A 23,348-nucleotide genomic window follows, 5' to 3' on the forward strand; every position below is an offset into this window, starting at 1 on the left:
GGCGGGCGCCGCCTCGGCTCCTTACTGTCTGTTGAGAGAGTGCCGCAGTCGACCCTCGCGGTGCCCACTCAACCGATCCCGAGGAGTCCGCCATGCCGGAGCTGTTCATCGGTGGCAAGTGGACCACCGCCGTCGGCGGTCAGGTCCGCGAGATCCGCTGCCCGGCGGACGGCACGCTCGTCGCCACCGTGGACGAGGCAGGCCCCAAGGACGCGGCCGCCGCGGTCGAGGCCGCCCGTGACGCCTTCGACCGCGGCCCCTGGCCCGCCACGCCGACCGCCGATCGGGGCAGGCTGCTGCTGCGCGTCGCCGAACTGCTGGAGCGGGACAAGGCCGCCCTCGCGCAGGCCGAGTCCCTGGACACCGGGAAGCGGCTCGTCGAGAGCGAGTACGACATGGACGACGTCGCGAACTGCTTCCGCTACTTCGGCAGTCTGACGGCCGCCGGCGGCACCGGACGGATCGTCGACACCGGCGCCCCCGGCGTCGACAGCCGCGTCGTGCACGAACCGGTCGGCGTCTGCGGGCTGATCACCCCGTGGAACTACCCGCTGCTCCAGACCTCCTGGAAAGTGGCTCCGACGCTCGGCGCGGGCAACACGTTCGTTCTCAAGCCGAGTGAGCTGACCCCCCACACGGCGATCATGCTGATGCGGCTGCTGACGGAGGCCGGGCTGCCCGACGGCGTGGCGAATCTCGTTCTCGGCGCCGGTGCCACCGTCGGCGCGCCGCTCACCGAGGACCCGCGTGTCGACATGGTGTCGTTCACCGGCGGACTGGCCACGGGCCGCCGCGTCATGGCGGCAGCGGCGCCGACGGTGAAGAAGGTCGCCCTGGAGCTCGGCGGCAAGAATCCCAACATCGTCTTCGCGGACGCGGACTTCGACAGCGCCGTCGACTACGCGCTGACGGCGGTGTTCCTGCACTCCGGGCAGGTCTGCTCGGCCGGCGCGCGGCTGCTGGTCCAGGACGACTCGCACGACAGGTTCGTGGACGAGCTGGTGCGGCGGGCGAAAAGGATCCCGATGGGCGGCCCGTTCGACGAGCATGCCCGCACCGGACCGCTGATCTCCGCGGCGCACCGCGACAAGGTCGAGGCGTATGTGGCGGCCGGGCTCGCCGAAGGCGCCGTACTGCGCTGCGGCGGAAAGCGCCCCAGCGACCCGGAGCTGCGCAACGGGTTCTTCTACCCGCCGACCGTGCTGGACGACTGCGCTCCGGGGATGTCGGTGGTGCGTGACGAGTCGTTCGGTCCCGTTCTCACCGTCGAGCGGTTCAGGGACGAGGACGAGGCGGTGGCGCTCGCCAACGACACCGTCTACGGCCTGACCGGGGCTGTCTGGTCACAGGACGTGGGGCGCGGGCAGCGCGTGGCGTCGCGCCTGCGGGCCGGCACCGTATGGATCAACGACTTCCACCCCTACGTGCCGCAGGCCGAATGGGGCGGGATGAAGCAGTCGGGCTCCGGACGCGAGCTGGGCCCGGCCGGGCTGGCCGAGTACCAGGAGGCGAAGCACGTCTGGCGCAATCTCTCGCCGCGTCCTCAGGGATGGTTCGACTGAGCACGCCCGGCACGCCAACCGGCCCCGGTTCACCCCAGCAGCAAGGACCTCGGCTGGGCCGAGAGTGCCTGGTCCAGGACCAGGGATGCCGCTCCCACCGCCGCCACGTTCTCGCCCAGCGTGGTTGAGACGACCGTTGTCGGGTGGGTTGCCCTGACGAACGGGGACCGGGCGACCATCGGCTCGATCGTCGCGAGGAGGCGGTGGGCGAGCAGGAGCCAGGTCGGGCCGCCGAAGACGATGGTGTCGACGTCCAGGAGCGTCCCCGCCGCGCAGACTCCGCGGCCGATACGGATGGCGAGGCGCTCGATGATGCCGTCCGCCTGGGTGTCCCCATCGGCGGCGAGCGCCGCCAGCCGCTCAAGACCGCGCTGGGCGTCGGCCGGATCCAGCACCGTGTACTCGCCGCCGAGAACGCCCAGCGCGATGGCCTCGTCGACGAGCGTCCGCGTGGAGCAGGCCGCGCCGAGTCCGCCGACCTCGCCCGCGTTCCCGGAGACGCCGCGCAGCACGGTGTCCTCGACCACCAGCCCCATCCCGGAGCCGGTGCCGAGATAGAAGAAGAGCAGGTTTCGGCTTTCGGTGGCCGCCCCCGCCCAGCGCTCGGCGACGACGGCGGCCGTGACGTCCTTGTCGAGGAGCGCCGGAAGTCCGGTCGCCTCGCTGAGGCGGTCGCGCAGCGGGTAGCGCCCCCAGGCGGGCAGCTCAGGCGGGTCGACCACCCAGCCGGCGGACGCGTCTATCGGCCCCGGCGCGGCGATGCCCAGGCCCAGTACCCGCTCCTCGTCGATCCCCGACTCGGCCACCAGCGAGCGCACCGAAGCGGCCATGTCCGCGACGGTCCCGTCGGTGTCGCCGCCGCTCGGCGTGCGCTGGCTGCGATGGCCCACGACGGTGCCGAGCAGGTCCACCAGCACACAGGTGATCACGGCGGGGTCGAGATGGATTCCCACGGCGTAGCGCGAGGTCGGGACGATTTCGAGGAGGGTGCGGGGTTTGCCGCTGCCGGTGTTCTGCTTCCCCGATTCACGGGCCACGCCCTGGTCGAGCAGCCGACGGGTGATGTTCGAGACCGTCTGCGCGGACAGGCCGGTGGCCTGAGCGAGTTCGACCCGGCTCAGGCCCGCCGGGTGCCGGCGAATGGCGTCCATGATCACGGACTCGTTGAAGTCCCCCATGCGCGGCAGGTTGGTGCCGCGACGGATCGTGTGCTTCTCGGGTCTCACCGTGTGGGTGCTCAACGTTCCTCTTCCAGCCTCGGAGCGGCGGCGGTGCCGCACCGCCGCCGCTCCGAGGGCAACAGATCGATGGAAAATGGTACGACGCGGGCGGCGCGCCGGACGGACCGTGCTCAACCGCCCGACGGATCAGCTGTTCCGGCCGGTGCGACGGCAGGGCTCGGCTTGGGCGAGTTCGCCCGCGGTGAGGGACGCGTTGTAGTGTCCGGCAGCCATGCCTCGTCGTTCTCGACGCCGAACTCCTCCATGAAGAAGCGCTTGCCGTGGACGAACTGACGGGCCATCGCCTCGGACCCCGGCATGTTGGTGTCGGACTCCACCTCCCGCCGACCGGTACGAACCTGCCGTCCGCGACTGCCTTCTTGACCCGGGCGTACACCTGCGGCCGGTGCTCCTTGATCCAGGCGTACTGCTGCGCCTGCGACATGGTGAAGACGAAGCCGGGATCCTCGTCGATGAGCGCCGTCATGTTCGCGGCGGTACGGGCCACCTTGCGGACGGTCTCGCGCAGCGGCCACAGCCAGGCGGAGTCGATGTGAGCATGCCCGACAGCGCTGATGCGGTGCGCCGCGGGGGCCGCGGGCGCGGCCGGCACTCCGGCGAGTTCGTCACGCGCGGCCCCGGCCGTGCCGTTCACGTCCTGGAGGTCGACGGCGTCCTGCGCGCGGCCGACCGCGCGCAGGATCTCCCAGCGGCGCGCACCGTCGAGCGGGAGCTCCGCCATGAGTTCGCCGAGGACTTCCAGGTCCATGACCAGGTTCCACACCGTCTCGTCGAAGACGGCCAGCCGCATCTCGCCGAGCACGTACTGGATCGCCTCGCCCGCGGTCGCCCGCTCGCCCATCGACGTCGGCCTGAAGGGCACCCCGCCCGCGTCGATGTCGGGGTTGGACGCGGCCTCGACGCGCCAGTGGACCTGCTCCCCGCCGGCCACCGGTGAGCCGACGCGGACGTACGCGTTACGCGGGTGGAGGCCCTTGACGGGGGTGCCGTCGGGCAGGTGGACGAGGCCCTCGCACTGGAAACCCGGGGTCCGCGGGGTGAATCCGAGGTCGAGTACGGCCTCGACGGTACGGCCCGCCCACTCGGCGGGGACGGTTCCGGTGACCTTGAACCAGCTGGTGCCCCACGGGAGGCCCCACGGAGTGCCGGGGGCGATGGGGGTGGTCGGTGCCTTCAGCCCCTCGGCCCCACGGGGACGGGTTCGCCCGCGGTGGACCAGATCTCCACGGCCAGAGGTGTGGTGACGGGGTGGACGGCCGGCCGGATGCGTTCCCTGAGGACGCGTTCCAGACGTGCTTCGACCAGCTTCCGGTCGTCGTGCATGAAGGGGGTCTCCTGTTGCTGCGAGCGGATGCGGGGCAGTCGGGGGGCGCGGTCGGGCGGTGGGATCGGGGCGGGGCGGCGCTCGCGGGCGAACGTAAGAACCGGTGCGGAAGTTTGTCAATATGATGGACAAACTCTGAAGAGGAACAGCGTCGCGGCTTCCGCTTCATGGCAAGGCCGGAGAAGTGGCGACCAGCGAGAGAGGCTTTCCGGCCAGCTACGACGGACGCGCCCTGGTCACCCAGGGGCCAATTCCCCGCAGCTCCATTGGGGCTGTGAAGCGTATTGACCAACCCAACTCGATGGATTTACCTGCGCCCGGGTCGGCCCGCGACGGCGGCGAGGTCACCGGGCTCGTTGGCGAACAGGTTCATACGGGGTTCCATGGCAGCGTTCTCACTGGTCGGGGCGGGTGCCGGGCGGCTCGTCCGTCCGGCGTACGGCGAACACGAGATGCCGCCCGCCCGGTCCCTGTGACAGCCTGGCGATGTGACGTAGGCCACCGGTCCTGGGTGTCACAAGAGGACGGGAGCGGCGTCTTGTGCGTGACACGGCCCAGAGCGAGCAGACGGGAGCCGACTATGGACAAGCGCAGCGACCGGACGACCGGCACAGCCGGGCATCTCACGCGTGAGGACAGCGTGGACCCCGCGACCGAGGCGTTCATCACTCACCGCAATCTGCTGTTCACCGTCGCCTACGAGATGCTCGGCTCGGCCGCCGACGCCGAGGACGTCCTTCAGGAGACCTGGCTGCGCTGGGCGGACGTCGACTTCGACGCGGTCAGGGAGAAGCGCGCCCATCTCGTCCGGATCGCCACGCGCCAGGCGCTGAACCGGCTCCGCGCGCTCCGGCGGCGCAAGGAGTCGTACGTCGGGCCCTGGCTGCCGGAGCCGCTGCTGACCACGGCCGACGTGGCCGATGACGTGGAGTTGGCCGACAGCGTGTCGATGGCGATGCTGCTGGTCCTGGAGACGCTCGCGCCGACCGAGCGGGCGGTGTTTGTGCTGCGCGACGTGTTCGCTCTCGACTACGACGACATCGCCGAGGCCGTCGACGAGAGCCCGGTCGCCGTCCGTCAGATCGCCCACCGGGCGCGCGCCCACGTCGCGGCGCGCCGGCCACGCGAGACCGTCTCCCCGGCCGAGACCCGCGGCGCGCTCGCGGCCTTCCAGCAGGCGGTCGAGACGGGCGATCTGCGGCGCCTGCTGGACATGATCGCGCCGGACATCGTCCTGCTGACCGACGGCGGCGGAATCGTCCAGGCCGCGCTGGCGCCCGTGGTGGGCGCCGACCGGGTGGCTCATGTGCTGGGCAGGCTCGACGCGGGGATCGTGCTCCAGCCGGTAGAGGTGAACGGCTATCCGGCGCTCATTCTGCGACTGGGCGAGCGGATCGACACCGTCCTGGCGGCGCACATCGACGAGGGCCTGATCACCGGGCTCTATGCCGTGCGCAACCCCGAGAAGCTGTCGCGCGTGGACCGCGAGACCGCCGTGAGCCGCTGAGCGCCCAGGTGGCCGGGTGGCCCGGGGCGCTCACCCCGGCTCCGGTGCGGCGATCCGCTTCTCGAACCAGTGGTGGGCGTACGGCTCGTCGTTGAAGGCGGCGACCTCCTCGAAACCGCAGGAGTGGTACAGGCCGATCGCGGCGCTCAGCGCCCTGTTGGTGTCCAGGCGCAGTACATCGCGGCCGTGCTCGTAGGCCCGCGCCTCCAGTTCGGCGAGGAAGCGGCGGCCGAGGCCCAGGCCACGGGCCTCGGGCGCCACCCACATGCGCTTGATCTCGGCCGGGGCGCCCGCCGGCAGCTTCAGACCCGCGCAGCCGACGGGCTCACCGTGCAGCCTGGCGACGAGGAACAGACCGCGCGGCGGCCGGAGTTCACCCGCGTCGGGCAGCAGGCTCCGTACGGGATCGAAGCCCGACTCGAACCGCTCCCGCAACTCCGTGAAGTAGGACCGCAGGCAGTGCTCGGCGTCGGAGTGGCCGGGATCGACGGCTTCCACAGTGACGGTCGCGGCGGTGAGCAGCCGGTCGACCTCGGCCATGGCCGCGACGAGCCGGGTGCGCTGCGCGGTGTTGAGCGGTTCCAGCAGCGAGCCGGCCAAGTCGTCGCTCCGGCCGTCCAGTACGGCGCGCTCCGCCCGTCCCGCGTCGGTGAGCCGCACGGTGCGCACCCGTCTGTCGCGGGGCTGCGGCTCCACCGTCACCAGGCCGTCGTTCTCGAGGGAGCGCAGCAGCCTGCTGATGTATCCCGAGTCGAGTCCGAGGCGCTCTCGCAGGTGCCGTACGTCCTGCCCCTCCTCGCCGATCTCCCAGAGCAGCCGGGCCGCGCCGATGGGCCGGGCGCCGCCGAGGAAGTGGTCGTGGAGCACGCCCACGCGTTCGGTGACGGTGCGGTTGAACCGCCGTACCTGTTTGATCTGTGCCGCATCCATTCTCTGACTCTAGTCCGAGATCTCGGGCCCATCCAGCGGAATTCGCTCAATGAACCGAGGGCCGGCACCACGCCCCCTTGCCGTCCGGACAGTGAGTGCCGATTTCATTTAGCTGAAACGTGAACCAATTCCGGACGGCCTCTTCATATTCATGTCCGCGCTCGAAACGTCACCGCTCGACCCGACAGGGGCCGCTGCCCCCTGGACCGCAGTCAGACGATTTCAGGACGCGCGGGGTGGGGCCGCCCTCCGACAGGGACCCGGTTCTGGAAAGTGTTTTCCGCCATCTCTGAGTGATCGACGCACACACCGGTATTTCCCTTTTTAGCGCGGTAAGAGGGCGGGGGCTTACGCGTGTCGACGCCCCGATGAGCACCGTCCGCCATCGCCGGACGACCGGCTGGACCGACCAGTTTTAGACGTTTGCGAAATCCGCGTCCAAGGGTAGCGATCGACCTGGTTCGATTATGGCTTGTTAAGGCCGCCCGCAGTTCGGCGCGCCGCTTTGAGAACTGTGCTCAAGTGATGATTCGCCATCCTCGGCCAGTGAAGTATTTTGAGGGAGTGTCACCTGTGTCCCACATAGCGAATATCGGCACGCCACTGCAAAGGCTGCGGACGATCGTGGCCGAAGTTCTTGAAACGGACGAAGCAAGCATCGAGGACGACGCTCTCTTTTTCGAAGACCTCGGCCTCGATTCCCTGGAGAAAACCGAGGTCGTCGTCCGAGTCGAGAAAGAATTCAAGGTGAAGCTCAGCCCCGTGGACGCGGCGGCCATGCGCTGCGTGGAAGACTCCGCGGCCGTCCTGCTGGGCAAACTGAACAATCCGCCGGACACCCGCCCGGAGACCGCGCCCGAACTCGTCGGCCTTGTCGAGCGGTTGGTGGGATCCCACCTCGCCGAGGGACGTGGGGAGCGGATCGCGTACACCGACCCCGATTCCGGCGATGTCTCCTACCGAGGGCTGCACGACGCGGTCTTACGGTACGCGCGAACGCTCGCCGCTAAGGGCGCCCCCACCGGCACACGCGGACTGATCGTCGCCGACGACTCCGTCACCACGGTCGCGGCTGTCCTCGGCATGTGGTGGCACGGATTGGTGCCCGCCGTCGTCAGTCCCCTCCTCAACGACGAGGAGATCGCGTACATCGCCGACGACTGCGGGGCGAGTGTGATCCACCTCGATGCCGCGCCCAAGCGGCAACGGGCCCTGGAAACCCTCTTCTCGGAGCGAAGCCTGATCGCGGGCCAGGACATCCGCGCGGAGAGCGCGAACAGCGCGGACGACTCCCACGGCCTCCACGACCCCGACAGCTCCGACACCGGTACGGGCGAGGCCGTCCCGTGGCCGTCGGACCGCGAGGCGCTGATCCAGTACACATCGGGAAGTACGGGCCTGCCCAAGGGAGTTCGGCACAGCGCGGGCGCCATCATGGCGGCTCTGGCCGGATTCGGCTCGCTCCTCGCGCTGCGCGAGGACGACACGGTGCTCTCCACGGCGCGTATGTCCTTCGGTTACGGATTCGGCGGCACGGTGCTCTTCCCGCTCGCCGCCGGTGCGCGGGCGGTCCTCATACGCGGCAGCGTCGACCTGCACACCGTGACGGCCGCGCTCGACCAGTACCGGCCGACGGTGATGTGGTCGGTGCCGCGGCTGTACGCGGCGATCTCCGACGCCACCGCGTCCGGCGGAGGTCCCCGAACGGAATCGGTGCGGCTGTGCGTCGCCGCCGGCGAGCACCTTCCCGCCGCCCTGAGCGAGCGCATCCAGGAGACCTTCTCCGCCGAGCTGATCAACGGGCTCGGTGCGACGGAGGTACTGCACATCGTCGTGGCCACCCCCGCCGACCGGCCGATGCCAGGGACCATCGGACTGCCCGTGCCCGAGGTGCGGGCGACCATCCGTGACACCGAAGGTGTCCCGGTGGCCGACGGCGTCGAGGGCCGGCTCCACATCAGCGGCCCCACGGTCGCGCTCGGCTACATAGGCAGGCCCGACGCCGCGGCTGCCACATTCGCCGACGGCGGTGTGTACACCGGCGACATCGCGACCCGTAACGCCGACGGCACCGTGGTGCATCTGTGCCGAGCCGACGACCTGCTGAATCTGGGCGGCTACAAGGTCCCGCCCGGCGAGATCGAGGCGGTGGTACGGAGCGTCGAAGGCGTCCGGGAGTGCGTGGTGGTGGGCCAGGCCGACGCGCACGGGCTGGAACAGGCGGTTCTGTACGCCGTCGCCGAGCCCGGTTCGGACACCGATCGGATCCGCCGGTCCATCACGGCCGCGATCCGCGGTCAACTGGCGCCCTTCAAGCGGCCGGCCAGGGTGGAGTTCCTCGACAAGCTGCCGGTCACCTCCACCGGAAAGCTGGCCTCCTTCCAGCTGCGGAAGCGGGTGAGTCAGTCGTGACCTGGGACATCACCGGCACGGGTGCGATCGCCAACATCGGCGGCACACCCGGGCAGATATTCGACGCGCTCTGCGCCGGGCAGGAGACGCGCAACCCGCTCAGGGCCTTCGACAACACCAAGTACCGCACCCGCCACGCTTATGAGATCGACGACCGCGCCGGTTCACGCGACGAGCCCTGGCGGGCGACCAAGTGGCTGATCCTCGCGGTCCGGCAGGCTCTCGCCGACGCGGGTCTGTCCGATGACCTCTCCCGGACGCCGGTGCTCGTCGGTACGACGCTGCGGGAGCAGCGCAGTACGGAACTGTGGTGGACCGAGGGTGTCCCCGTCCGCCCCTCCGACCTCCACTTCGGCGGCGCCCTGCGCGAGGCGTTCGGGGCTGTCTCCACGTACACCTTCGCCAACGCCTGTTCCGCCTCGCTGTACGCACTGGGTCTGGCCACCGACATGCTCGACGGCGGCATGACCGACACGGTCGTGGTCGCGGGCTCGGACTCCCTCACCGAGAGCGCCTTCGGAATGCTGGACCGGGTGCAGAACGAATCGCCGCAAGAACTGCGGCCGTTCGATGTGACGCACAAGGGCATGCTGATGGGCGAGGGGGCGGTGGCGGTCGTCCTCCAGCGCCCGGGTACGCACGACCGGCGTCCGTCCGCGCGGCTGACCGGCGTCAGCATGAACTGCGACGCCCGGCACGCCACCGCGCCCGACCCCGACGGCGTACGCGCGGCGGTTCTCGACGCCCATCGGCGGGCCGGGGTCAGCTCCGAGGACATCGACCTGGTGATGCTGCACGGCAGCGGTACGCCGCGTAACGACGAGACCGAGGCCGCCGTCCTCTCCGAGGTGTTCGCGGGTACGGGCCACGACCGCGCCCCTTTGATGACGGCCATCAAATCCATGACGGGTCACACCCTCGGCGGATCCGGACTGCTCAGTCTGGTCGTCGCCGTGCTGGCGATGGAGCGGAGCACCGTCCCGCCGGTGTTCGGGCTCGCCGACCCCATCGAGGAGGCGGCCGGGCTCAGCCTGGTCCGTGGCGGGGCCGCCGCGGCCGACATCACGACGGCGCAGATCAACGCGTTCGGCCTGGGCGGCATCAACGCGGTCGCGCTGGTCGGGGCGGCGGCATGACCGACACCGCGATGACGCGCGCCGCGGCGGAGGAGACCGTGGTCACCGGTGTCGGGCTCGCCGTACCCGGGCTGCGGTCCGTGGGCGACCTGCTCGCCGACCGGCTGCCCGAGGACGGCTTCTTCGATCCGGTGACGGCCTTGAAGGGCCGGGAGATGCGGCACAAGGACCGCGCCTCACGGCTCGCCCTGTACGCCGCCGAACAGGCGCTCGCCGACGCCGGCCTTCTTGACGTGAAAGGGCGCCTTCTCGGGACGGGCGACGCCACCGCCGTGGTGGTCAGCTCCAACCTGGGCTCGTTGCAGACGGTCTGCGACTTCACCGACACCATCTCCCGCGAGACGGTGATCGGGCTGAGTCCCCTCGGTCTGCCGCAGACGTCGAGCAATGTCGTCGCCGGCTGGGTCGCCATCCGCTACGGGCTGCGCGGACCCAACCTCACCGTCTGCAACGGGGCCACCAGCGGTCTGGACGCCCTGCACTGGGCCCGGAACCTGATCCAGGCGGGGCGCTGTCGCCGAGCGGTCGTGGTCGGGGTCGAGCCCGCCACCGAACACGTCGACAAGCTGCTCGGCACCACGGCCCCCGACGTGGCGTGCGCCGTGGTGCTCGAATCGGCGGCCGAGGCGTCCGTACGGGTTGCCGCGCCCGCCTCCGTACGGGTTGCCGCGCCCGCCTCCGTACATAGGCCACGCGTGTACGCGCGCCTGGCGGCCTACACCCGTGGCGCCGAACTCGCGCCCACGGTCGCGGACACCGAGTCCCTGGCTCCCGCCCCCGTCGGACTCCGCCTCACCGGCGCTCCGGCACAACCGCCGACCACCGGGCCGGAAACGAACCTGGATCTCACGGCGCGACTGGGAGATTGCTCGGGCGCCCTGGGAGTACTTCAGGCCGCCGTCGCCGCCGTTCACATCCGGACGCACGGAACGAAGGCAGTGCTCGCATTCACAGGAGGCGGCGACTTCGATGACGCGGCTGCCGCCCTTCTGCTGACCGGTGGAGACACCGAATGAAAGGAAAGTCCGCAATGGAATCAGCAGTGGACGTCGAGGAACTGCGCACGATCGTCGCCGAGTCCCTCGAACTGGAACCCGAAGAGGTGGGTGACAGCGACCACTTCGCCGAGGACCTCGACATGGACTCGCTGATGGTGCTGGAGATATCGTCCCGGCTGGAGCAGCGCTACGGCATATCGGTCAAGGACTCCGCCATCGGGTCCGTCCGGAATCTTCCCGAATTGCGCGATCTGGTCGATTCCCTGCTGACCGAAGGTTCGGTGGCGTGACCGGCAAGCAGATCGCCCTGGTGAGCGGAGGTTCCCGGGGAATCGGCCGGGCGGTGGTGACCAGACTGGCCCAGGACGGATTCGACGTCGCGTTCTGCTATCGCTCCCGCTCCGACGACGCCAAGCTGACCGAGATGGAGGCGGCCGACTACGGATCCCGTGTCTTCGCCCAGCAGGTCGATGTCGCCGACGCGGACGAGAGCCGTGCCTTTCTCGCGGCGACGGAGGACGAACTCGGTCCGGTCGACGCCGTGGTGACGGCAGCCGGCATCACCCGGGACAAGCCGCTGGCGACGATGGAGGACGCGCAGTGGAATGACGTGCTGACGACCAATCTGGACGGCAATTACCACATCTGCCGTCCCGCCATAGAGCGCATGGTCAGCCGTCGGACGGGCAATCTGGTGACGCTGTCCTCGATCGCGGGCGTCCATGGAAGTGTCGGTCAGACCAACTACTCCGCCGCCAAGGCCGGGATCATCGGCTTCACCATGGCCGTGGCGAAGGAGTACGGCAGATTCGGCATCCGGGCCAACACCGTGGCGCCGGGATTCATCGAGACGGAGATGACGGCCCAGGTGTCCGACAGGGCCAGGAAGAAGTATCTCGGCCAGATCCCGCTGTCGCGGTTCGGCACCTCGGACGAGGTGGCCGATCTGGTCTCGTTCCTCCTGTCCAAGCGTGCCTCCTACATCACCGGCCAAGTCCTGGGTATCGACGGCGGGTTGGTGATGTGAGGGACCTGGCCCGCTCTCGTACGCAGGGCTCGAATCTCCGACGACGAGGAGGGTGCGAGTGAGACCCGCAGGCCCGCTCGGCCCGGTCACCCGGCGCCGGCCCGTCGACGACCCGGCGGTGCGCCTCTTCTTCTTCCACCACGCGGGCGGCTCGCATCTGCTCTACCGCGGCTGGACGCGGCATTTCCCGGAAGACTGGGACATCTGTCTGCTGGACGCGCCGGGGCGGGGGAACGCGCAGGCGCTCCCTCTCATCGGCGACTGCGCCGACCTCGTGGCCTTCTTCGACAAGGCGCTCACGCCGCTGCTGAACCGGCCGTTCGCCTTCTTCGGCCACAGTGTGGGTGCCCGTGTCGCCTACGAGTTCGCGTGCCGTCTCGCGGAGGAGGGACGCGAACTGCCCCTCTGGCTGGGGGTGTCGTCCTTCCGCGCACCGCAGCCGGGTTCGGTGGGGCCACCGCTGAGCCGCAGTCTGAGGTCCGACGCCGAGTTACGTGACTGGCTCGGGAGCACCGGCGGCATTCCGGAGCGGTTGCTGACCGACGACAACCTGTGGAAGGCGTTCGCTCCGCTCATGCGCAGCGATCTGGGACTTGCCGACAGCTGGGACCGGGACACTCTCGGACCCCCTCTGCCGGTGCCGCTGACCGTCTTCAGCGGGTCGGACGACACTGTCGTGGCGCGCCACAAGTTGGACCGCTGGCCCCAGCTGACGGACAACTTCCTTGGGACGCACACCTATTCGGGAGGGCATTTCTATCTGAACGACCACCGCGAGCCGTTGGTCGCGCGCGTCACCGAGACGGTACGCGCCCTGCTGGGCTCCCAGCCGGGCGGGGATCAGCCGGCATCCTGACAGCGCAGAGGCCCCGGACCACAAGTCCGGGGCCTTGGGCGTGCGTTGGACGCTTGTCGGCTCAGCTCGGGCTCTGGGCCCGGCGATGGCGTACGACGAGAAGGGTGCCCGTACCCACGACCGCCACCGCGGCAGCAGCGCCCGCGATCTGGAGCGTCGCGGGGAACGAGCCGGTGGCGGCCAGGTTGCCGCCGGTGGTGCTGGATCCGCTGTCACCGGCGGACGAGCCACCGGCCGAGCCGTCGGAGCCTCCGGTCGACCCCGTCGAACCGGTCGAGCCGGTGGACCCGCCGGACCCGCCGCCCGTCACGTCCAGCGTGATGTCGGCCTTGTCGTTCGCCTTGTCGGGGTCGAACGGCCGGTCACCGGCGCTCAGCGCCACCGAACCCTTGGCGCCGGCCACCTTCTTGTCGATCTTCAGCTTGAAGGTGTAGGTCTCGCCTCCGCCCTCGTCGACCCACCTCTGGCTGGTGCCGCAGGCGTACTCCTTGCCCTTGGCCTCGCAGAACCCGTGGGGTTTGACGACCGACGTCCCGGCGGGCGGCGTCACCAGGACCTTGATGAGCGGGTCCCCCTCCCTGGTCAGCACCCACGCTGGCCCGGCGTTGGCGAACCGCACCTTGAGCGTCACCGTGTCGCCGACATCGCCCTTCAGGGCCGCTCCCGTCACCTCGTAGTCCGCGGTGTTGACGGTGGTCACCGGTACGTCGACAGCCTGCTCGGTGCCTTCTCCCCCGGGCTGACGCTCCATCAGCTCCACTGCGGGCGCGGTGCCGGCCACGGGAGTCGTCGCGGCCTCGTCCAGCTCGGGTTCGCCGTCCCCGACGCTCACGCGCAGGTCGTCGTTGAGCGCGCGGTCCAGTGCCTTGATCGCGAGAGGCTTCTCCGGCGCGTAGCCGACACCGGGCTCCACGGCCTGGTCGAACTCGCACACCACGTTGGACTTGGCGGTCATCTCGTCGTAGGACGGGACCTGGTGCGCCGCGCAGTTGGCGGGAACGTCCGCGAAGCCGAGTCCCCGGGTCACGGAGTAGGAGACCCAGACCTTGTCGGCGGCCTTGGTGCCCTTGTTCGCCACGGTGACCGACTGATCGAGGCTGCTGCCCGGCTTCACCCCCTCGATCGGGGCGATGTCCCCCACGACCAGATCGGGGGCGGCCTCATCGGCGAAGGCGGCGGGAGCCGCACCCAGCGCGATCAGTCCGGCTGCGCCCAGCGCGGCGACAGCGGTACGGGAGGCACGACGGTTGTGTGGGGGAATCCGCATGGAGAGAACCTCTGTTGGGGCTTGGGCAAACCTGACATGTCCTCCAGGAGAACAGTCCTTCGGCCACTAAGACTCTCGCCGCCCCCGAACGGTTGCACGAGCGCACCTCACCACGAGGCCACGACGTCGCGGGTGGACCCGGCGAGGTGTTTGACAAAGCGGAACAGCGCTCCGTATGTTTAAACGGAACGATGCTCCGATTTTCTGTCTTCGAATGGATCCACATCATGAGTGAACCGACCTACCCGGCCGACGCCCTCAGCTCACCCTCTCCCGTCCTCTCGGTCGCTCCGGTCGTGCTGCCGGCTCCCGGCCGGGCCGTGGACCTGGCGGTACGAGTCTCCGCACCCGTAACCGGGAGCGATCTGCCGGTCATCCTCCTCTCGCACGGCCAGGGGTACTCGAACAACCTCTCCTCGATGAACGGCTACGCCCCCCTCGCCCATTTCTGGGCGGCACACGGCTTCGTCGTGATCCAGCCCACCCACCTCAGCTCCACCACCCTGAGCCTGCCTCCCGAGACGCCCGGGGCGCCTCTGTTCTGGCGCTCGCGGGCCGAGGACATGACGCGCGTACTCGACGGGCTCGACGCGATCGAGGCCGCCGTCCCGCAGCTCACCGGGCGCCTGGACCGGAGCAGGGTCGCCGTCGCCGGGCACTCGATGGGCGGGCACACCGCGAGCCTGCTGCTCGGCGCCAGGCTCACCGATCCGGACGACGGGACGGTGGTGAACCTGGCCGAGCCCCGGATCAAGGCGGGTGTGCTTCTCGCCACGACCGGCAGCGGCGGCGACGCCCTCACCGAGTACGTGGCCGAGAACCTTCCCTTCCTCCTGACCCCGGACTTCTCCATGATGGCGACGCCCACACTCGTGGTCGCCGGCGACAAGGACGCCTCCGCCCATCTGACGGTCCGGGGCCCGGACTGGCACGCCGATCCGTACGTCCTCTCCCCCGGCCCCAAGTCCCTGCTCACGCTGTTCGACGCCGAGCACGGGCTCGGCGGGGTGTCCGGATACGACGTCGCCGAGACCACCGACGAGAACCCCGAGCGGGTTTCCGCGATCCAGAAGCTCACCTGGGCCTATCTCCGCACGGAGCTCTATCCCGGGGATTCGGCGTGGAAGTCGGCGTCCGACGAACTGGCCGCCGGCCCGAACCCGCTCGGACGGGTGGAGTCCAGGGTCGGCTGACCGCGAGGCGCCCCAGGGCGCCTTGGCCGTCTAAAACACGCCCTAGACGCGGTCGGCCGCGATCAGGACGTACTGGAAGGAGCCGTCGTTGTAGGAGTTGATGAACGCTTCCTCGATGCCGGTGACCAGTGACGACGTGGCACGCAGCTCCCAGTAGGGCAGGGTGTCGGGAGTCAGGTCGACGACCGTCTGCGGTACGAGGCGGTTGTCGGCCATGGCCCGCAGATACTCCCGGCGGGAGTGGATGTTGCACTCGAAGTGCGCGTTGATCTGGGACACCCACTTGGACGGCTGGCCGTAACGGGGGTTCCAGCAGCCGGTGATGGTCACATAGCGCCCACCGGGCCGAAGGACGCGGGAGTGCTCGGCGAAGAGGTCGTGCAGGTCGACGTACATGCTCGACTCGTTGTTCCACGAGGCCGCGGCCAGCCCGGACTCGAAGGGCATGTCCAGCATGTTGCGGACGCGGGCCTGGACATGGTCCTGGATGCCGAGTTCACGGGCGCGCCGGTTGCCGAAGTCCGCCTGCTTCGCCGAGAGTGTGACGCCCTCGACCTTGCACCCGAAGCGCTGGTGGGCCATGACCATCGAACCGCCCCTGCCGCAGCCGGCGTCCACGAGCGTGTCGTCGCGCCCGATGTCGCCGAGGTGGTCCAGGAGGAGTTCGGCCTGCGCCGACTCCAGGCGGTGAAGTTCGGCGATCAGCTTCTTCTCGTACGCGCTGTCCTCGGGCCGGCCCAGGGCGTCGTGGTCGACGTCGCCGATGCCGTAGTGATGGTGGTACAGGCCGTCGACATCGCCGAGACGCAGATTCACGGGCCTCGCCTCGTGGTCCCAGTAGCGCGCGATGTCCCCCTGGTAGGGAGTCACCGGGGAGGGGATGAACACGGAGGCGCGGGTGGTGGGGGCGACGGTCGTGCGGTCAGTGCTGGTCACAGATGAGTCCATTCCTCTTACCAGAAGTCGGGCAGGCTGTAGCGGTAGGTGTTGGTCCGGTGCCAGTGGTGGTTGCCGTCGACCCAGACGGCCACTCCGCGCAGAAAGCGCTGCACGCTCGGGACGGGGCAGGCGGCGGCGAGAGCCGCGGCTGCAGACTCGAAGCCGTGCATGAGGTCGTTGTGGACCTCGACCGCCTTCAGATAGGCGTCGCGTTCGGACAGGTCCTCACGTTCGGCGATGACCACCGGCAGGTTCAGATGACGGCCGGGGGCGGCCAGTTCCTTGGTGTACGAGTACAGGTCGTTGACGATGGTGGTGGCGTTCCCCGCGAGTGCGATGACCCGCTGCATGTCGGGCCGGGCGTGCAGGTCCGCCGGCAGTTCGTATCCTCCGACGGTGTCCGTGATGGTGGGACAGGGGCGGAAGTTGTTGAACTGACGCATCGCCAGGTACTCCCACACCTCGGGGACGTGGTCCTGCTGCGCCCAGGCGCCCTCGGCGAGGTAGCCCATGTGCAGCCGGGCCATGTCGTGCCGGAGTCGGTCGGCCTGGGAGGGGCTGGCCTCCCGGGTGAAGTACTCCATGGCGGAGCGGTAGGCGCGGCGGGGCGCGTCCGACTGGAGCGACAGTGCCCACCGCGGCTCGTACTCCTCCGTCGTATGCAGGGGGTCGAGTGCGGTGTGCGCCAGCAGAAGGCGCCCGCCGAGGCCGATCGGTGAACCTCCGTGGTCCTCGCAGTAGCAGTCGTCCACCGCGTTCTCGGCGACCATCAGGCGGGTGGCGAGCATCAGATGGTCGACGGTGGGGGCGTCCGGATGGCAGGCGACCATGTAGCGCCCCACGGAGAAGCCGTCGAACTGGTCCTCCCAGTCGTCGGGATACAGGTCGACCTCGTCCAGCGCCCAGGCCTTGATCCGGCCGCTGACCTCCTCCACCCGTACGGGGTCGGGCTCCGGCACCGGGTGGTGGTAGAGACCGGGGATCGGGTTGCCTTCCGCCTGCGCCTGCGCCTGCTCCGGTTTCGGCTCCGGCGCCTCGGGGCGGGCGAAGTAGAGGCCGGACGTGCCCAGTCCGCTCGGGCCACGCAGGATCCGCTCCAGGTCTGGGCCGGGCAGGCTCAATCGCGGTGGGGAGAGTTCAGGGTCGGGCATCCATGGCTCCTTAGCCGTGCCGGCCGGCGATCTGCACGTTCTCCAGGACGCCGAGTGCGTCGGGCACGAGAACGGCGGCGGAGTAATAGGTGGAGACGAGGTAGGAGATGATCGACTTCTCGTCGATGCCCATGAACCGTACGGACAGGCCCGGTTCGAGCTCGTCGGGCAGTCCGGTCTGGCGCAGCCCGATGACGCCCTGGTTGTCCTCGCCGGTGCGCATGACCAGGATCGAGCTGGTCTTCTCCTTGGTGATGGGGATCTTGCCGCAGGGCAGGATCGGGACCCCGCGCCAGGCGGGAACCTGCTGACCGCCGAGGTCGACATGGTCCGGGTAGAGGCCGCGGCGGTTGAACTCACGGCCGATGGCCGCGATCGCCTTCGGGTGGGCGAGGAAGACCTTGGAGCCACGGCGGCGGCTGAGCAGTTCGTCGAGGTCGTCCGGGGTGGGCGGGCCGGAGTGGGGCTGGATGCGCTGCTTGAAGTCAGCGTTGTGGAGCAGACCGAACTCCCGGTTGTTGATGAGCTCGTACTCCTGGCGTTCGCGCAACGCCTCGACGGTGAGCCTGAGTTGCTCCTCGGTCTGGTTCATCGGCCCGTTGTAGAGGTCGGCGACCCGGGTGTGGACCTTCAGGACGGTCTGCGCGACGGAGAGTTCGTACTCGCGCGGTTTCAGTTCGTAGTCCACGAACGCGCCCGGCAGGTCGGCCTCGCCGGTGTGGCCGGCCGACATCGCGATCTCGGCCTCGCCGTGGCGGTTCTGCCGCTGGCGGGGAAGTGAGCCGAACCGCCGTACGTGCGCCTGGAGGCCGGGCGCGCTGGAGACCACGGCGGCGAAGTCGGCGCGGTCCAGGGTGAGCAGCGTGCCCGCGGTCTCCGCGGTGGCGGTGCAGTCCCACCGCGCGTCCGCGTCGAGGAGCGAGTTCTCACCGAAGTGGTCACCGTCCGCAAGGACGGCCACAGCCGTCTCGTCGCCGTACTTCCCGACAGAGGTCTGGCTGATGCGGCCGTGGGCGATCAGATGGATCTGCTCGGCGGGCGTACCGCGCTCGACCAGCGTTTCGCCGGCGCGGAAGTCGCGCTGGACGCACCGGTCGGCGATCGCGGTCAGCACGCCCACATCGTCGAAGCCGTGCAGCAGGGCCAGTTCGCCCAGCTCGCGGGGGATCACCCGGACAGCGGCACCGTCCTGGACGAACTCGACCCGCCCGTCTCCCACCGTGTAGCTCAGCCGTCGGTTCACCCGGTAGACGCCGCCCTTGGTCTCCACCCAGGGAAGGGTCCGCAGCAGCCAGCGGGAGGTGATCTCCTGCATCTGTGGGGCGGACTTGCTGGTGGTGGCCAGGTTACGGGCAGCCGCCGTGCTCAGGCTGGACTGCGGGGGCGAATCCAGCTGTGCCTCGGGGCCGGTGTCGACAGTCATCGAGCGAACTCTCCTTCGTAAGGGCGGTGGCCGGCACGCGGGCGTGTCCGACACCGGGAAAGAGGATGAAGCGGGGCGTATGTCTGGGAATCCGTCCAGATACCGTGGAACAGTAATCGCGGCGCACCGGCCCGGCCCCGGGAAGCCTGCGGCATTAGCTCGATTCGATGATCTTGCCGCCAACAAGGTTTGCAGGGGCGGCGGTTGGTATCCGTAAGCGGCTGTCGCGGGATCGCCGCACCAGCTCTGCCGCTGTCGCCTCACGCGCCGTACGAGCGATCATCCGAAGGAGTGATCGATCAACTGCCATCTGTCGCAACGGTAAAGCGTTTTGTAGCGTCTGACCTTCCAGGGGAAGGGGGCGCGATGAACGCACAGTTGGAGTGGAGCGGACGGGGTGCCTGCCGGGCCGTCGATCCGGACACCCTGTTCGTGCAGGGTCAGGAGCAGAACAGGGCGAAGTCCGTGTGCCTGGGGTGTCAGGTGCGTACGGAGTGCCTGGCCTATGCGCTCGACAACCGGGAGGAGTTCGGTGTCTGGGGCGGCATGACCGAACGGGAGCGCCGGGCGTTGCTACGGCGAAGGCCGACCGTCACGTCCTGGCGGGGTCTGCTGGAGACCGCCCGCAGTGAACACGACGAACCCGGGGAGGGCGAGGGCGAACAGGTGCCCGCCAGTGGGTTCTAGGGCGTGTTTTAGAAGTCCCGTCTGGCCCACGACGCCTGGCACGCGCGCTCGCTGCGTTGTCGGAGTCATCCAAGTACGTCCAGTACGAGGATGATCCTCCGCCTTGCGATCGCACGCACCAGACGCCGTGGGCCCCGCCCGATGGGCGGACGACGCTACTTCTAAAACACGCCCTAGGCCGTGCGGTCCGACGGAGTGTGTCCGACGGGGGTATGTCCGACGAGGTGTCAGCCGGCGAGGTGCCGCTTCGCCGCGCGCCGTACCTCGCGGGCGTCCCGGCGGCGGCCGAGTTCCTTGAGCATCGTGGCCAGGGTGTCCGCGACCCACAGGAGCCGCTCGCCGTACACCTCGCGGTCCTCGGTGGCGAGTGCGCGGGCCAGATCCACGGCCTGTTCCACCGTCTCGACGGCCTCGGACCGCCGCCCCGCCCACCACAGTTCCCACCCGAACTGCTTCAACTCCTCGAAGTAGGTGGGCTCGTGGGCGACCGGATCGGCGTCGGCGAGGCGGAGGTCGACGGCCAGGGCCTCCGCCAGAGTGTCCAGATCCGGAGTCGGCCCGCTCCGGGCCCGGAGCCGCAGCAGGAGGGTGAGTTCGGGACCGTGGGCCTTCACCTCCGCGACGCAGAGATGGCGGTAGAGAACGATCATGGCGTCTTCCGCGATCTCGTGGGCGCCTTGGCCGTACTCCACGTGTTCCGGGGCGCCGTGCAGGCGTCGGCGAGGATCGCTGCGCTCCTCGAACACTCCCGCCTCACGGGCCGTGGTCCCCGCCTCTTCTGGCATACCAATGGCCTGCTGGACCGTGCTGAGTACCTGAAGGGCGCCCGCCAGGTCGGCGTCGAGGGCGGCCGGATTGGCCTTGGCCCGGCGCCGGCCGATCTCCACCGCCTCGGCAGCCGCCTCCAGCGCCTCCTCACGCCAGCCACTCGTCCTGAACAGGTCTTCCGACGGGGGCAGTCCGTGGTCCCTGATCAGATCCTCTTGCGGTTTGCCGATGTTCACCAGCATCTGGGCCTTGTTGGTGAGTGCACGGGCCAGCCCGCCCTCATGGGCGGCGGGCGCGCTCCGGGCCAGGGAGCGCAGCATGCCGACGGCCCGCCGGGTCGCGGCCACCGCGGCCTCAAGGCGTAGCGCGCTGCTCAGAGAGCTGCCGAAGTTGAGCAGGGTGATCGCCAGATCACCGCCGTACTCGCCGGGCCTGGACTCCACGAGATCCGCGTACAGCTCCAGGGCTTCGGCGTCGGCCGTCAGCGCTTCGAGCCATCGGCCGGCACGGCCGAGTTCGTTGGAGTAGTTGGACAGGGTGAGTGCGAGATCGGCGATGTCGGTGTCATGGCCGGGCCGCAGACGCCGGCGTCTCAGCTCCACCGCCGACTCGATGGCGCACAGTGCCTCGTCGTAACGCCGCTCCCTGCTCAGACTGCCCGCGTGGTTGTTCAGGGCGCGGGCCAAGTCGGCTTCGTAACGGGCGGGTTCGGCGCGGGCCAGGTCACGGTAGAGCGCGACCGCGCGTTCCTCGGCGGCCAGGCTCTCGTCGTAACGGCCGGCTCCGCCGAGGCTCCAGCCGAGGTTGAGATGGACGACGGCCTGCTCCGCCGGGTCGTCCGTCGCCGCCAGCCAGTGCTCCGCGAGGCGCACGGCCAGCACGGCGGCGGCCGGGTCCAGTTCAGCGTCGTCGCGGCGGGGTATGTACGCGTTGATCTGCTCCAGCAGCCCGATGTCGATGTCGTCGAGGTTCACCAGCGTTCCCAGTGCGGCGCCGCCGGCCGCGACGGCCAGCCAGGGCGCCTCGCGCAGCAGCGGGTACAGATGGAGCGTCCCCAGGTGCGGCCAGCGGGCGGCGCCGCTCGCCAGGACGGTCATCGCGCGGCGCAGCCAGGGGGCCGGCGAGGCGCGGTCGGTGTGCGGGAGCAGTGCGTTCAGCGCGGTGGGCGCCCAGTCGTGCGCCGGGTAGTCGGCGAGGTGGCCGGGCAGGGTCAGGGCGACGAAGTCCTCGGCGAGGCGGTCGGGTGTCAGCGGTTCGAGCACCGTGCGGGGCTCGGGGTCGACGGCTGGGGTCTCCGTGGGCGGGTAGCACACGGCGTGGTCGGCGAGCACGGTCTCGGCGGGAAGCGGCAGTCCGAGCGAGGTGACCGCCACGGTGCCGGTGGGCCGTTCGACGGCGCCGGTCAGCGCGGCGGCGAAGACGGCCCGGTTCATCACACCGGGAGGTGTTTGATGGCCGGGCGTGTCGGAGAGCCGCGCCCAGTGCCGATGCTCCCGGTCGAGCAGATACGTCGTCAGGCCCGCCGCGTCGGTGGGCGGATGCCGTCCGTCGCGGTGGGCGTCCACCGCCGCCAGCGCCGCCATGTGCACGGTCAGGGTGAGCCCGAACTCGGGTCCCACCAGCGGCACGGGCGGTCCGACCGTCTCGGGCGCCGCGAGTCCGTAGCGGGCCGCGAAGGCGTCGCGCGCCGCACGGAACATTCCCGTACGGTCGTCGCGCCCCGGCTCCCCCTCGCCCTCGCCCTCGTCGGCCAGCGGTTCCAGCGTCTGCCGCGAGGTGGCCGCCTGCACGTCCGCCAGCGTCGCGCGCACGGCGGGCCACAGGGTGGTGTCGCGGGCCAGGAGCAGCACCCGGGCGGGCAGGGCGTCGTGGTGGAGCAGCGCGTTGCTGAGCAGCCAGGCCAGGTCGGGCAGCGGCCAGTGGTCCGCGTAGTCGACGATCAGCAGTACGCCTGCGGCGTTCTCCGCGCGGAGGTCCTGGCTGCCCGGCGGCGGCAGTACGGTGCCGGGCCCGTGCACGGCGGTCACGACGAGCCAGCCCGCCGCGGCCGACTCGGCGGCGAGGCGTGCGGCGAGCCGGCTCTTGCCCTGGCCGCCCGGTCCGTGGAGCCAGCGTGCCGAGAGCCGCCGGGGTGCGTCGCGCCAGCCGCGCAGCTCCCCGAGGTCGTGCGCGCGGCCGGTGAACGGCACCACCTCGTGCCGGGCACTCAGCATCCGGCTGGGCAGTTCGCGCAGCCACTCCGGGTCCGACACGGGCGGGCCCTGCCAGTTCCGCAGGACGTAGACGGGGCGGCCGTCGCCGAACACATGGATGTCCGCGCCGATCACTCCGTACGCGAAGCCGCCTTCCGCACGCACCACTTGGCGGGCGGCGGGCTCCGGGGCCGTGCCGTCGGAGCCGTTTGGTGCCGGGCCGCTCACACCGAGGAGCCGTCCCCGGACGCGCCACCCGCGGGCGCGTTGTCACCCGGATCGGCCCCGTCGGGCGTCGCGTGCCGGTGGATATGAACGCTGCTGCCGGGCCCCTGGGCGCCGAACGCCGTGCCGCCGGAATGCGCCGAGACATTCTGCGTCCAGTGCTGCTCGGTACGGGGCAGCCCGGCCGCGACCTCTTCCACCACGCGCCGCAACTCGTCGGCCGCCTCGGGGTGTTCGCGCAGAAGTGCCGCCAGGCGCCGGGCCCAGGGCCGGATCAGCTCCTCACGTACGCCCTCGGTGTCGTCCTCGCCGGCCACCAGGTGCGCGTCGCCGTCCAGTTGCACCGCGATGGCTGTCGCCTCGTCGTCGCCCCGGCGCCGGAACAGCGCCGCGACGCCGCCGCGCGCGCTCTCCCACATGCTGGTGGCCATGGCGGCCACGATCGTGGTCGCCCCCGTCATCGCCAGCACCGACATCGGATCCGTCATCGACATTCCCCCTGAAGTCCCC

General features: G+C 70.1%; 18 protein-coding genes and 1 pseudogene. 10 read left to right on the forward strand and 9 right to left on the reverse strand.

All coding sequences use genetic code 11. The features are described from left to right. Nucleotides 1-92: 92 nt before the first annotated feature. Nucleotides 93-1,562, forward strand: coding sequence for an aldehyde dehydrogenase family protein (locus OIE74_RS01590; protein ID WP_329377568.1), 1,470 nt, complete (start codon nucleotides 93-95; stop codon nucleotides 1,560-1,562). 29 nt (nucleotides 1,563-1,591) lie between these two features. On the opposite strand, the gene OIE74_RS01595 is transcribed toward OIE74_RS01590, so the two are convergent. Beyond that, nucleotides 1,592-2,740: an ROK family transcriptional regulator gene (locus tag OIE74_RS01595; RefSeq protein ID WP_329392134.1), complete on the reverse strand. Its 1,149-nt coding sequence runs from the start codon at nucleotides 2,738-2,740 to the stop codon at nucleotides 1,592-1,594. Between the two features lie 260 nt (nucleotides 2,741-3,000). After that, a pseudogene (locus OIE74_RS01600) lies at nucleotides 3,001-4,126 on the reverse strand (alpha-mannosidase); the annotation flags it as partial. Nucleotides 4,127-4,707: 581 nt separating this feature from the next. Between OIE74_RS01600 and OIE74_RS01605 the strand changes: the two are divergent. Beyond that, nucleotides 4,708-5,634: an RNA polymerase sigma-70 factor gene (locus OIE74_RS01605; RefSeq protein ID WP_329377571.1), complete on the forward strand. Its 927-nt coding sequence runs from the start codon at nucleotides 4,708-4,710 to the stop codon at nucleotides 5,632-5,634. Between the two features lie 30 nt (nucleotides 5,635-5,664). Here OIE74_RS01605 and OIE74_RS01610 read toward each other — a convergent pair whose 3' ends face one another. Next, nucleotides 5,665-6,564 carry a bifunctional helix-turn-helix transcriptional regulator/GNAT family N-acetyltransferase gene (locus OIE74_RS01610; RefSeq protein ID WP_329377573.1) on the reverse strand — a complete coding sequence of 300 codons (900 nt, stop codon included), beginning with the start codon at nucleotides 6,562-6,564 and terminating at the stop codon, nucleotides 5,665-5,667. Between the two features lie 573 nt (nucleotides 6,565-7,137). Here OIE74_RS01610 and OIE74_RS01615 point away from each other — a divergent pair. The 6 genes from OIE74_RS01615 to OIE74_RS01640 are packed head-to-tail and all read left to right on the forward strand — an operon-like array spanning nucleotide 7,138 to nucleotide 12,993. Further along, nucleotides 7,138-8,976, forward strand: coding sequence for an AMP-binding protein (locus OIE74_RS01615; RefSeq protein ID WP_329377575.1), 1,839 nt, complete (start codon nucleotides 7,138-7,140; stop codon nucleotides 8,974-8,976). Then, a complete protein-coding gene (locus OIE74_RS01620; protein ID WP_329377577.1) occupies nucleotides 8,973-10,112 on the forward strand; it encodes a beta-ketoacyl-[acyl-carrier-protein] synthase family protein in 1,140 nt (379 codons plus the stop codon). Before OIE74_RS01615 ends, OIE74_RS01620 begins: the two co-directional genes overlap by 4 nt. Continuing rightward, a complete protein-coding gene (locus OIE74_RS01625) occupies nucleotides 10,109-11,128 on the forward strand; it encodes a beta-ketoacyl synthase N-terminal-like domain-containing protein (RefSeq protein WP_329377579.1) in 1,020 nt (339 codons plus the stop codon). The genes OIE74_RS01620 and OIE74_RS01625 overlap by 4 nt, the downstream gene beginning before the upstream one ends. Nucleotides 11,129-11,142: 14 nt before the next feature. Further along, nucleotides 11,143-11,400: an acyl carrier protein gene (locus OIE74_RS01630; RefSeq protein ID WP_329377581.1), complete on the forward strand. Its 258-nt coding sequence runs from the start codon at nucleotides 11,143-11,145 to the stop codon at nucleotides 11,398-11,400. Beyond that, the gene (gene fabG / locus OIE74_RS01635) at nucleotides 11,397-12,137 is read left to right on the forward strand and encodes a 3-oxoacyl-ACP reductase FabG (RefSeq protein ID WP_329377583.1); all 741 of its coding nucleotides are present in this window, start codon (nucleotides 11,397-11,399) and stop codon (nucleotides 12,135-12,137) included. Before OIE74_RS01630 ends, fabG begins: the two co-directional genes overlap by 4 nt. A 58-nt stretch (nucleotides 12,138-12,195) precedes the next feature. Continuing rightward, nucleotides 12,196-12,993 carry a thioesterase II family protein gene (locus OIE74_RS01640; protein ID WP_329377585.1) on the forward strand — a complete coding sequence of 266 codons (798 nt, stop codon included), beginning with the start codon at nucleotides 12,196-12,198 and terminating at the stop codon, nucleotides 12,991-12,993. Between the two features lie 61 nt (nucleotides 12,994-13,054). On the opposite strand, the gene OIE74_RS01645 is transcribed toward OIE74_RS01640, so the two are convergent. Continuing rightward, nucleotides 13,055-14,260, reverse strand: a complete 1,206-nt coding sequence (locus tag OIE74_RS01645) for a hypothetical protein (RefSeq protein WP_329377587.1) — start codon at nucleotides 14,258-14,260, stop codon at nucleotides 13,055-13,057. Nucleotides 14,261-14,487: 227 nt separating this feature from the next. Here OIE74_RS01645 and OIE74_RS01650 point away from each other — a divergent pair, with 227 nt between their 5' ends. After that, complete coding sequence (locus OIE74_RS01650) at nucleotides 14,488-15,453, forward strand: alpha/beta hydrolase family protein (protein ID WP_329377588.1); 966 nt, start codon at nucleotides 14,488-14,490, stop codon at nucleotides 15,451-15,453. A gap of 42 nt (nucleotides 15,454-15,495) precedes the next feature. Here the strand turns inward: OIE74_RS01650 and OIE74_RS01655 are convergent, their stop codons facing one another. Genes OIE74_RS01655 through OIE74_RS01665 form a run of 3 tightly spaced genes read right to left on the reverse strand, consistent with a single transcriptional unit; the run spans nucleotide 15,496 to nucleotide 18,966 of the window. Then, nucleotides 15,496-16,401: a geranyl diphosphate 2-C-methyltransferase gene (locus OIE74_RS01655; RefSeq protein WP_329377590.1), complete on the reverse strand. Its 906-nt coding sequence runs from the start codon at nucleotides 16,399-16,401 to the stop codon at nucleotides 15,496-15,498. A gap of 5 nt (nucleotides 16,402-16,406) precedes the next feature. Next, on the reverse strand, nucleotides 16,407-17,630 hold the full coding sequence (locus OIE74_RS01660; protein WP_329392135.1) for a family 2 encapsulin nanocompartment cargo protein terpene cyclase: 1,224 nt from the start codon (nucleotides 17,628-17,630) through the stop codon (nucleotides 16,407-16,409). Then, a complete protein-coding gene (locus tag OIE74_RS01665) occupies nucleotides 17,554-18,966 on the reverse strand; it encodes a family 2B encapsulin nanocompartment shell protein (RefSeq protein WP_329377592.1) in 1,413 nt (470 codons plus the stop codon). Before OIE74_RS01665 ends, OIE74_RS01660 begins: the two co-directional genes overlap by 77 nt. A gap of 366 nt (nucleotides 18,967-19,332) precedes the next feature. On the opposite strand from OIE74_RS01665, the gene OIE74_RS01670 reads away from it, so the two are divergent. Then, entirely contained in the window at nucleotides 19,333-19,653 is a 321-nt protein-coding gene (locus OIE74_RS01670; protein WP_329377594.1) for a WhiB family transcriptional regulator, read from the forward strand. A 227-nt stretch (nucleotides 19,654-19,880) separates the two neighbouring features. On the opposite strand, the gene OIE74_RS01675 is transcribed toward OIE74_RS01670, so the two are convergent. Together OIE74_RS01675 and OIE74_RS01680 are read right to left on the reverse strand one after the other, a co-directional pair. Further along, entirely contained in the window at nucleotides 19,881-22,841 is a 2,961-nt protein-coding gene (locus OIE74_RS01675) for a tetratricopeptide repeat protein (RefSeq protein WP_329377597.1), read from the reverse strand. After that, nucleotides 22,838-23,326 (reverse strand): hypothetical protein, encoded by a 489-nt coding sequence (locus tag OIE74_RS01680; RefSeq protein WP_329377599.1) that lies wholly within the window; start codon nucleotides 23,324-23,326, stop codon nucleotides 22,838-22,840. The genes OIE74_RS01675 and OIE74_RS01680 overlap by 4 nt, the downstream gene beginning before the upstream one ends. Nucleotides 23,327-23,348: the final 22 nt, after the last annotated feature.

Origin of the sequence: Streptomyces sp. NBC_01716, from assembly GCF_036248275.1 — a bacterium.
Taxonomy (GTDB): domain Bacteria; phylum Actinomycetota; class Actinomycetes; order Streptomycetales; family Streptomycetaceae; genus Streptomyces.

Excerpts from the sequence above, each read along its gene's own strand:
- OIE74_RS01595 (WP_329392134.1), bottom strand. The coding sequence starts at position 2,740 with ATGGGGGACTTCAACGAGTCCGTGATCATGGACGCCATTCGCCGGCAC.
- OIE74_RS01670 (WP_329377594.1), top strand. The coding sequence starts at position 19,333 with ATGAACGCACAGTTGGAGTGGAGCGGACGGGGTGCCTGCCGGGCCGTC.
- OIE74_RS01630 (WP_329377581.1), top strand. The coding sequence starts at position 11,143 with ATGGAATCAGCAGTGGACGTCGAGGAACTGCGCACGATCGTCGCCGAG.
- OIE74_RS01665 (WP_329377592.1), bottom strand. The coding sequence starts at position 18,966 with ATGACTGTCGACACCGGCCCCGAGGCACAGCTGGATTCGCCCCCGCAG.
- OIE74_RS01590 (WP_329377568.1), top strand. The coding sequence starts at position 93 with ATGCCGGAGCTGTTCATCGGTGGCAAGTGGACCACCGCCGTCGGCGGT.
- OIE74_RS01605 (WP_329377571.1), top strand. The coding sequence starts at position 4,708 with ATGGACAAGCGCAGCGACCGGACGACCGGCACAGCCGGGCATCTCACG.
- OIE74_RS01625 (WP_329377579.1), top strand. The coding sequence starts at position 10,109 with ATGACCGACACCGCGATGACGCGCGCCGCGGCGGAGGAGACCGTGGTC.
- OIE74_RS01650 (WP_329377588.1), top strand. The coding sequence starts at position 14,488 with ATGAGTGAACCGACCTACCCGGCCGACGCCCTCAGCTCACCCTCTCCC.
- OIE74_RS01645 (WP_329377587.1), bottom strand. The coding sequence starts at position 14,260 with ATGCGGATTCCCCCACACAACCGTCGTGCCTCCCGTACCGCTGTCGCC.
- OIE74_RS01680 (WP_329377599.1), bottom strand. The coding sequence starts at position 23,326 with ATGACGGATCCGATGTCGGTGCTGGCGATGACGGGGGCGACCACGATC.
- OIE74_RS01610 (WP_329377573.1), bottom strand. The coding sequence starts at position 6,564 with ATGGATGCGGCACAGATCAAACAGGTACGGCGGTTCAACCGCACCGTC.
- OIE74_RS01655 (WP_329377590.1), bottom strand. The coding sequence starts at position 16,401 with ATGGACTCATCTGTGACCAGCACTGACCGCACGACCGTCGCCCCCACC.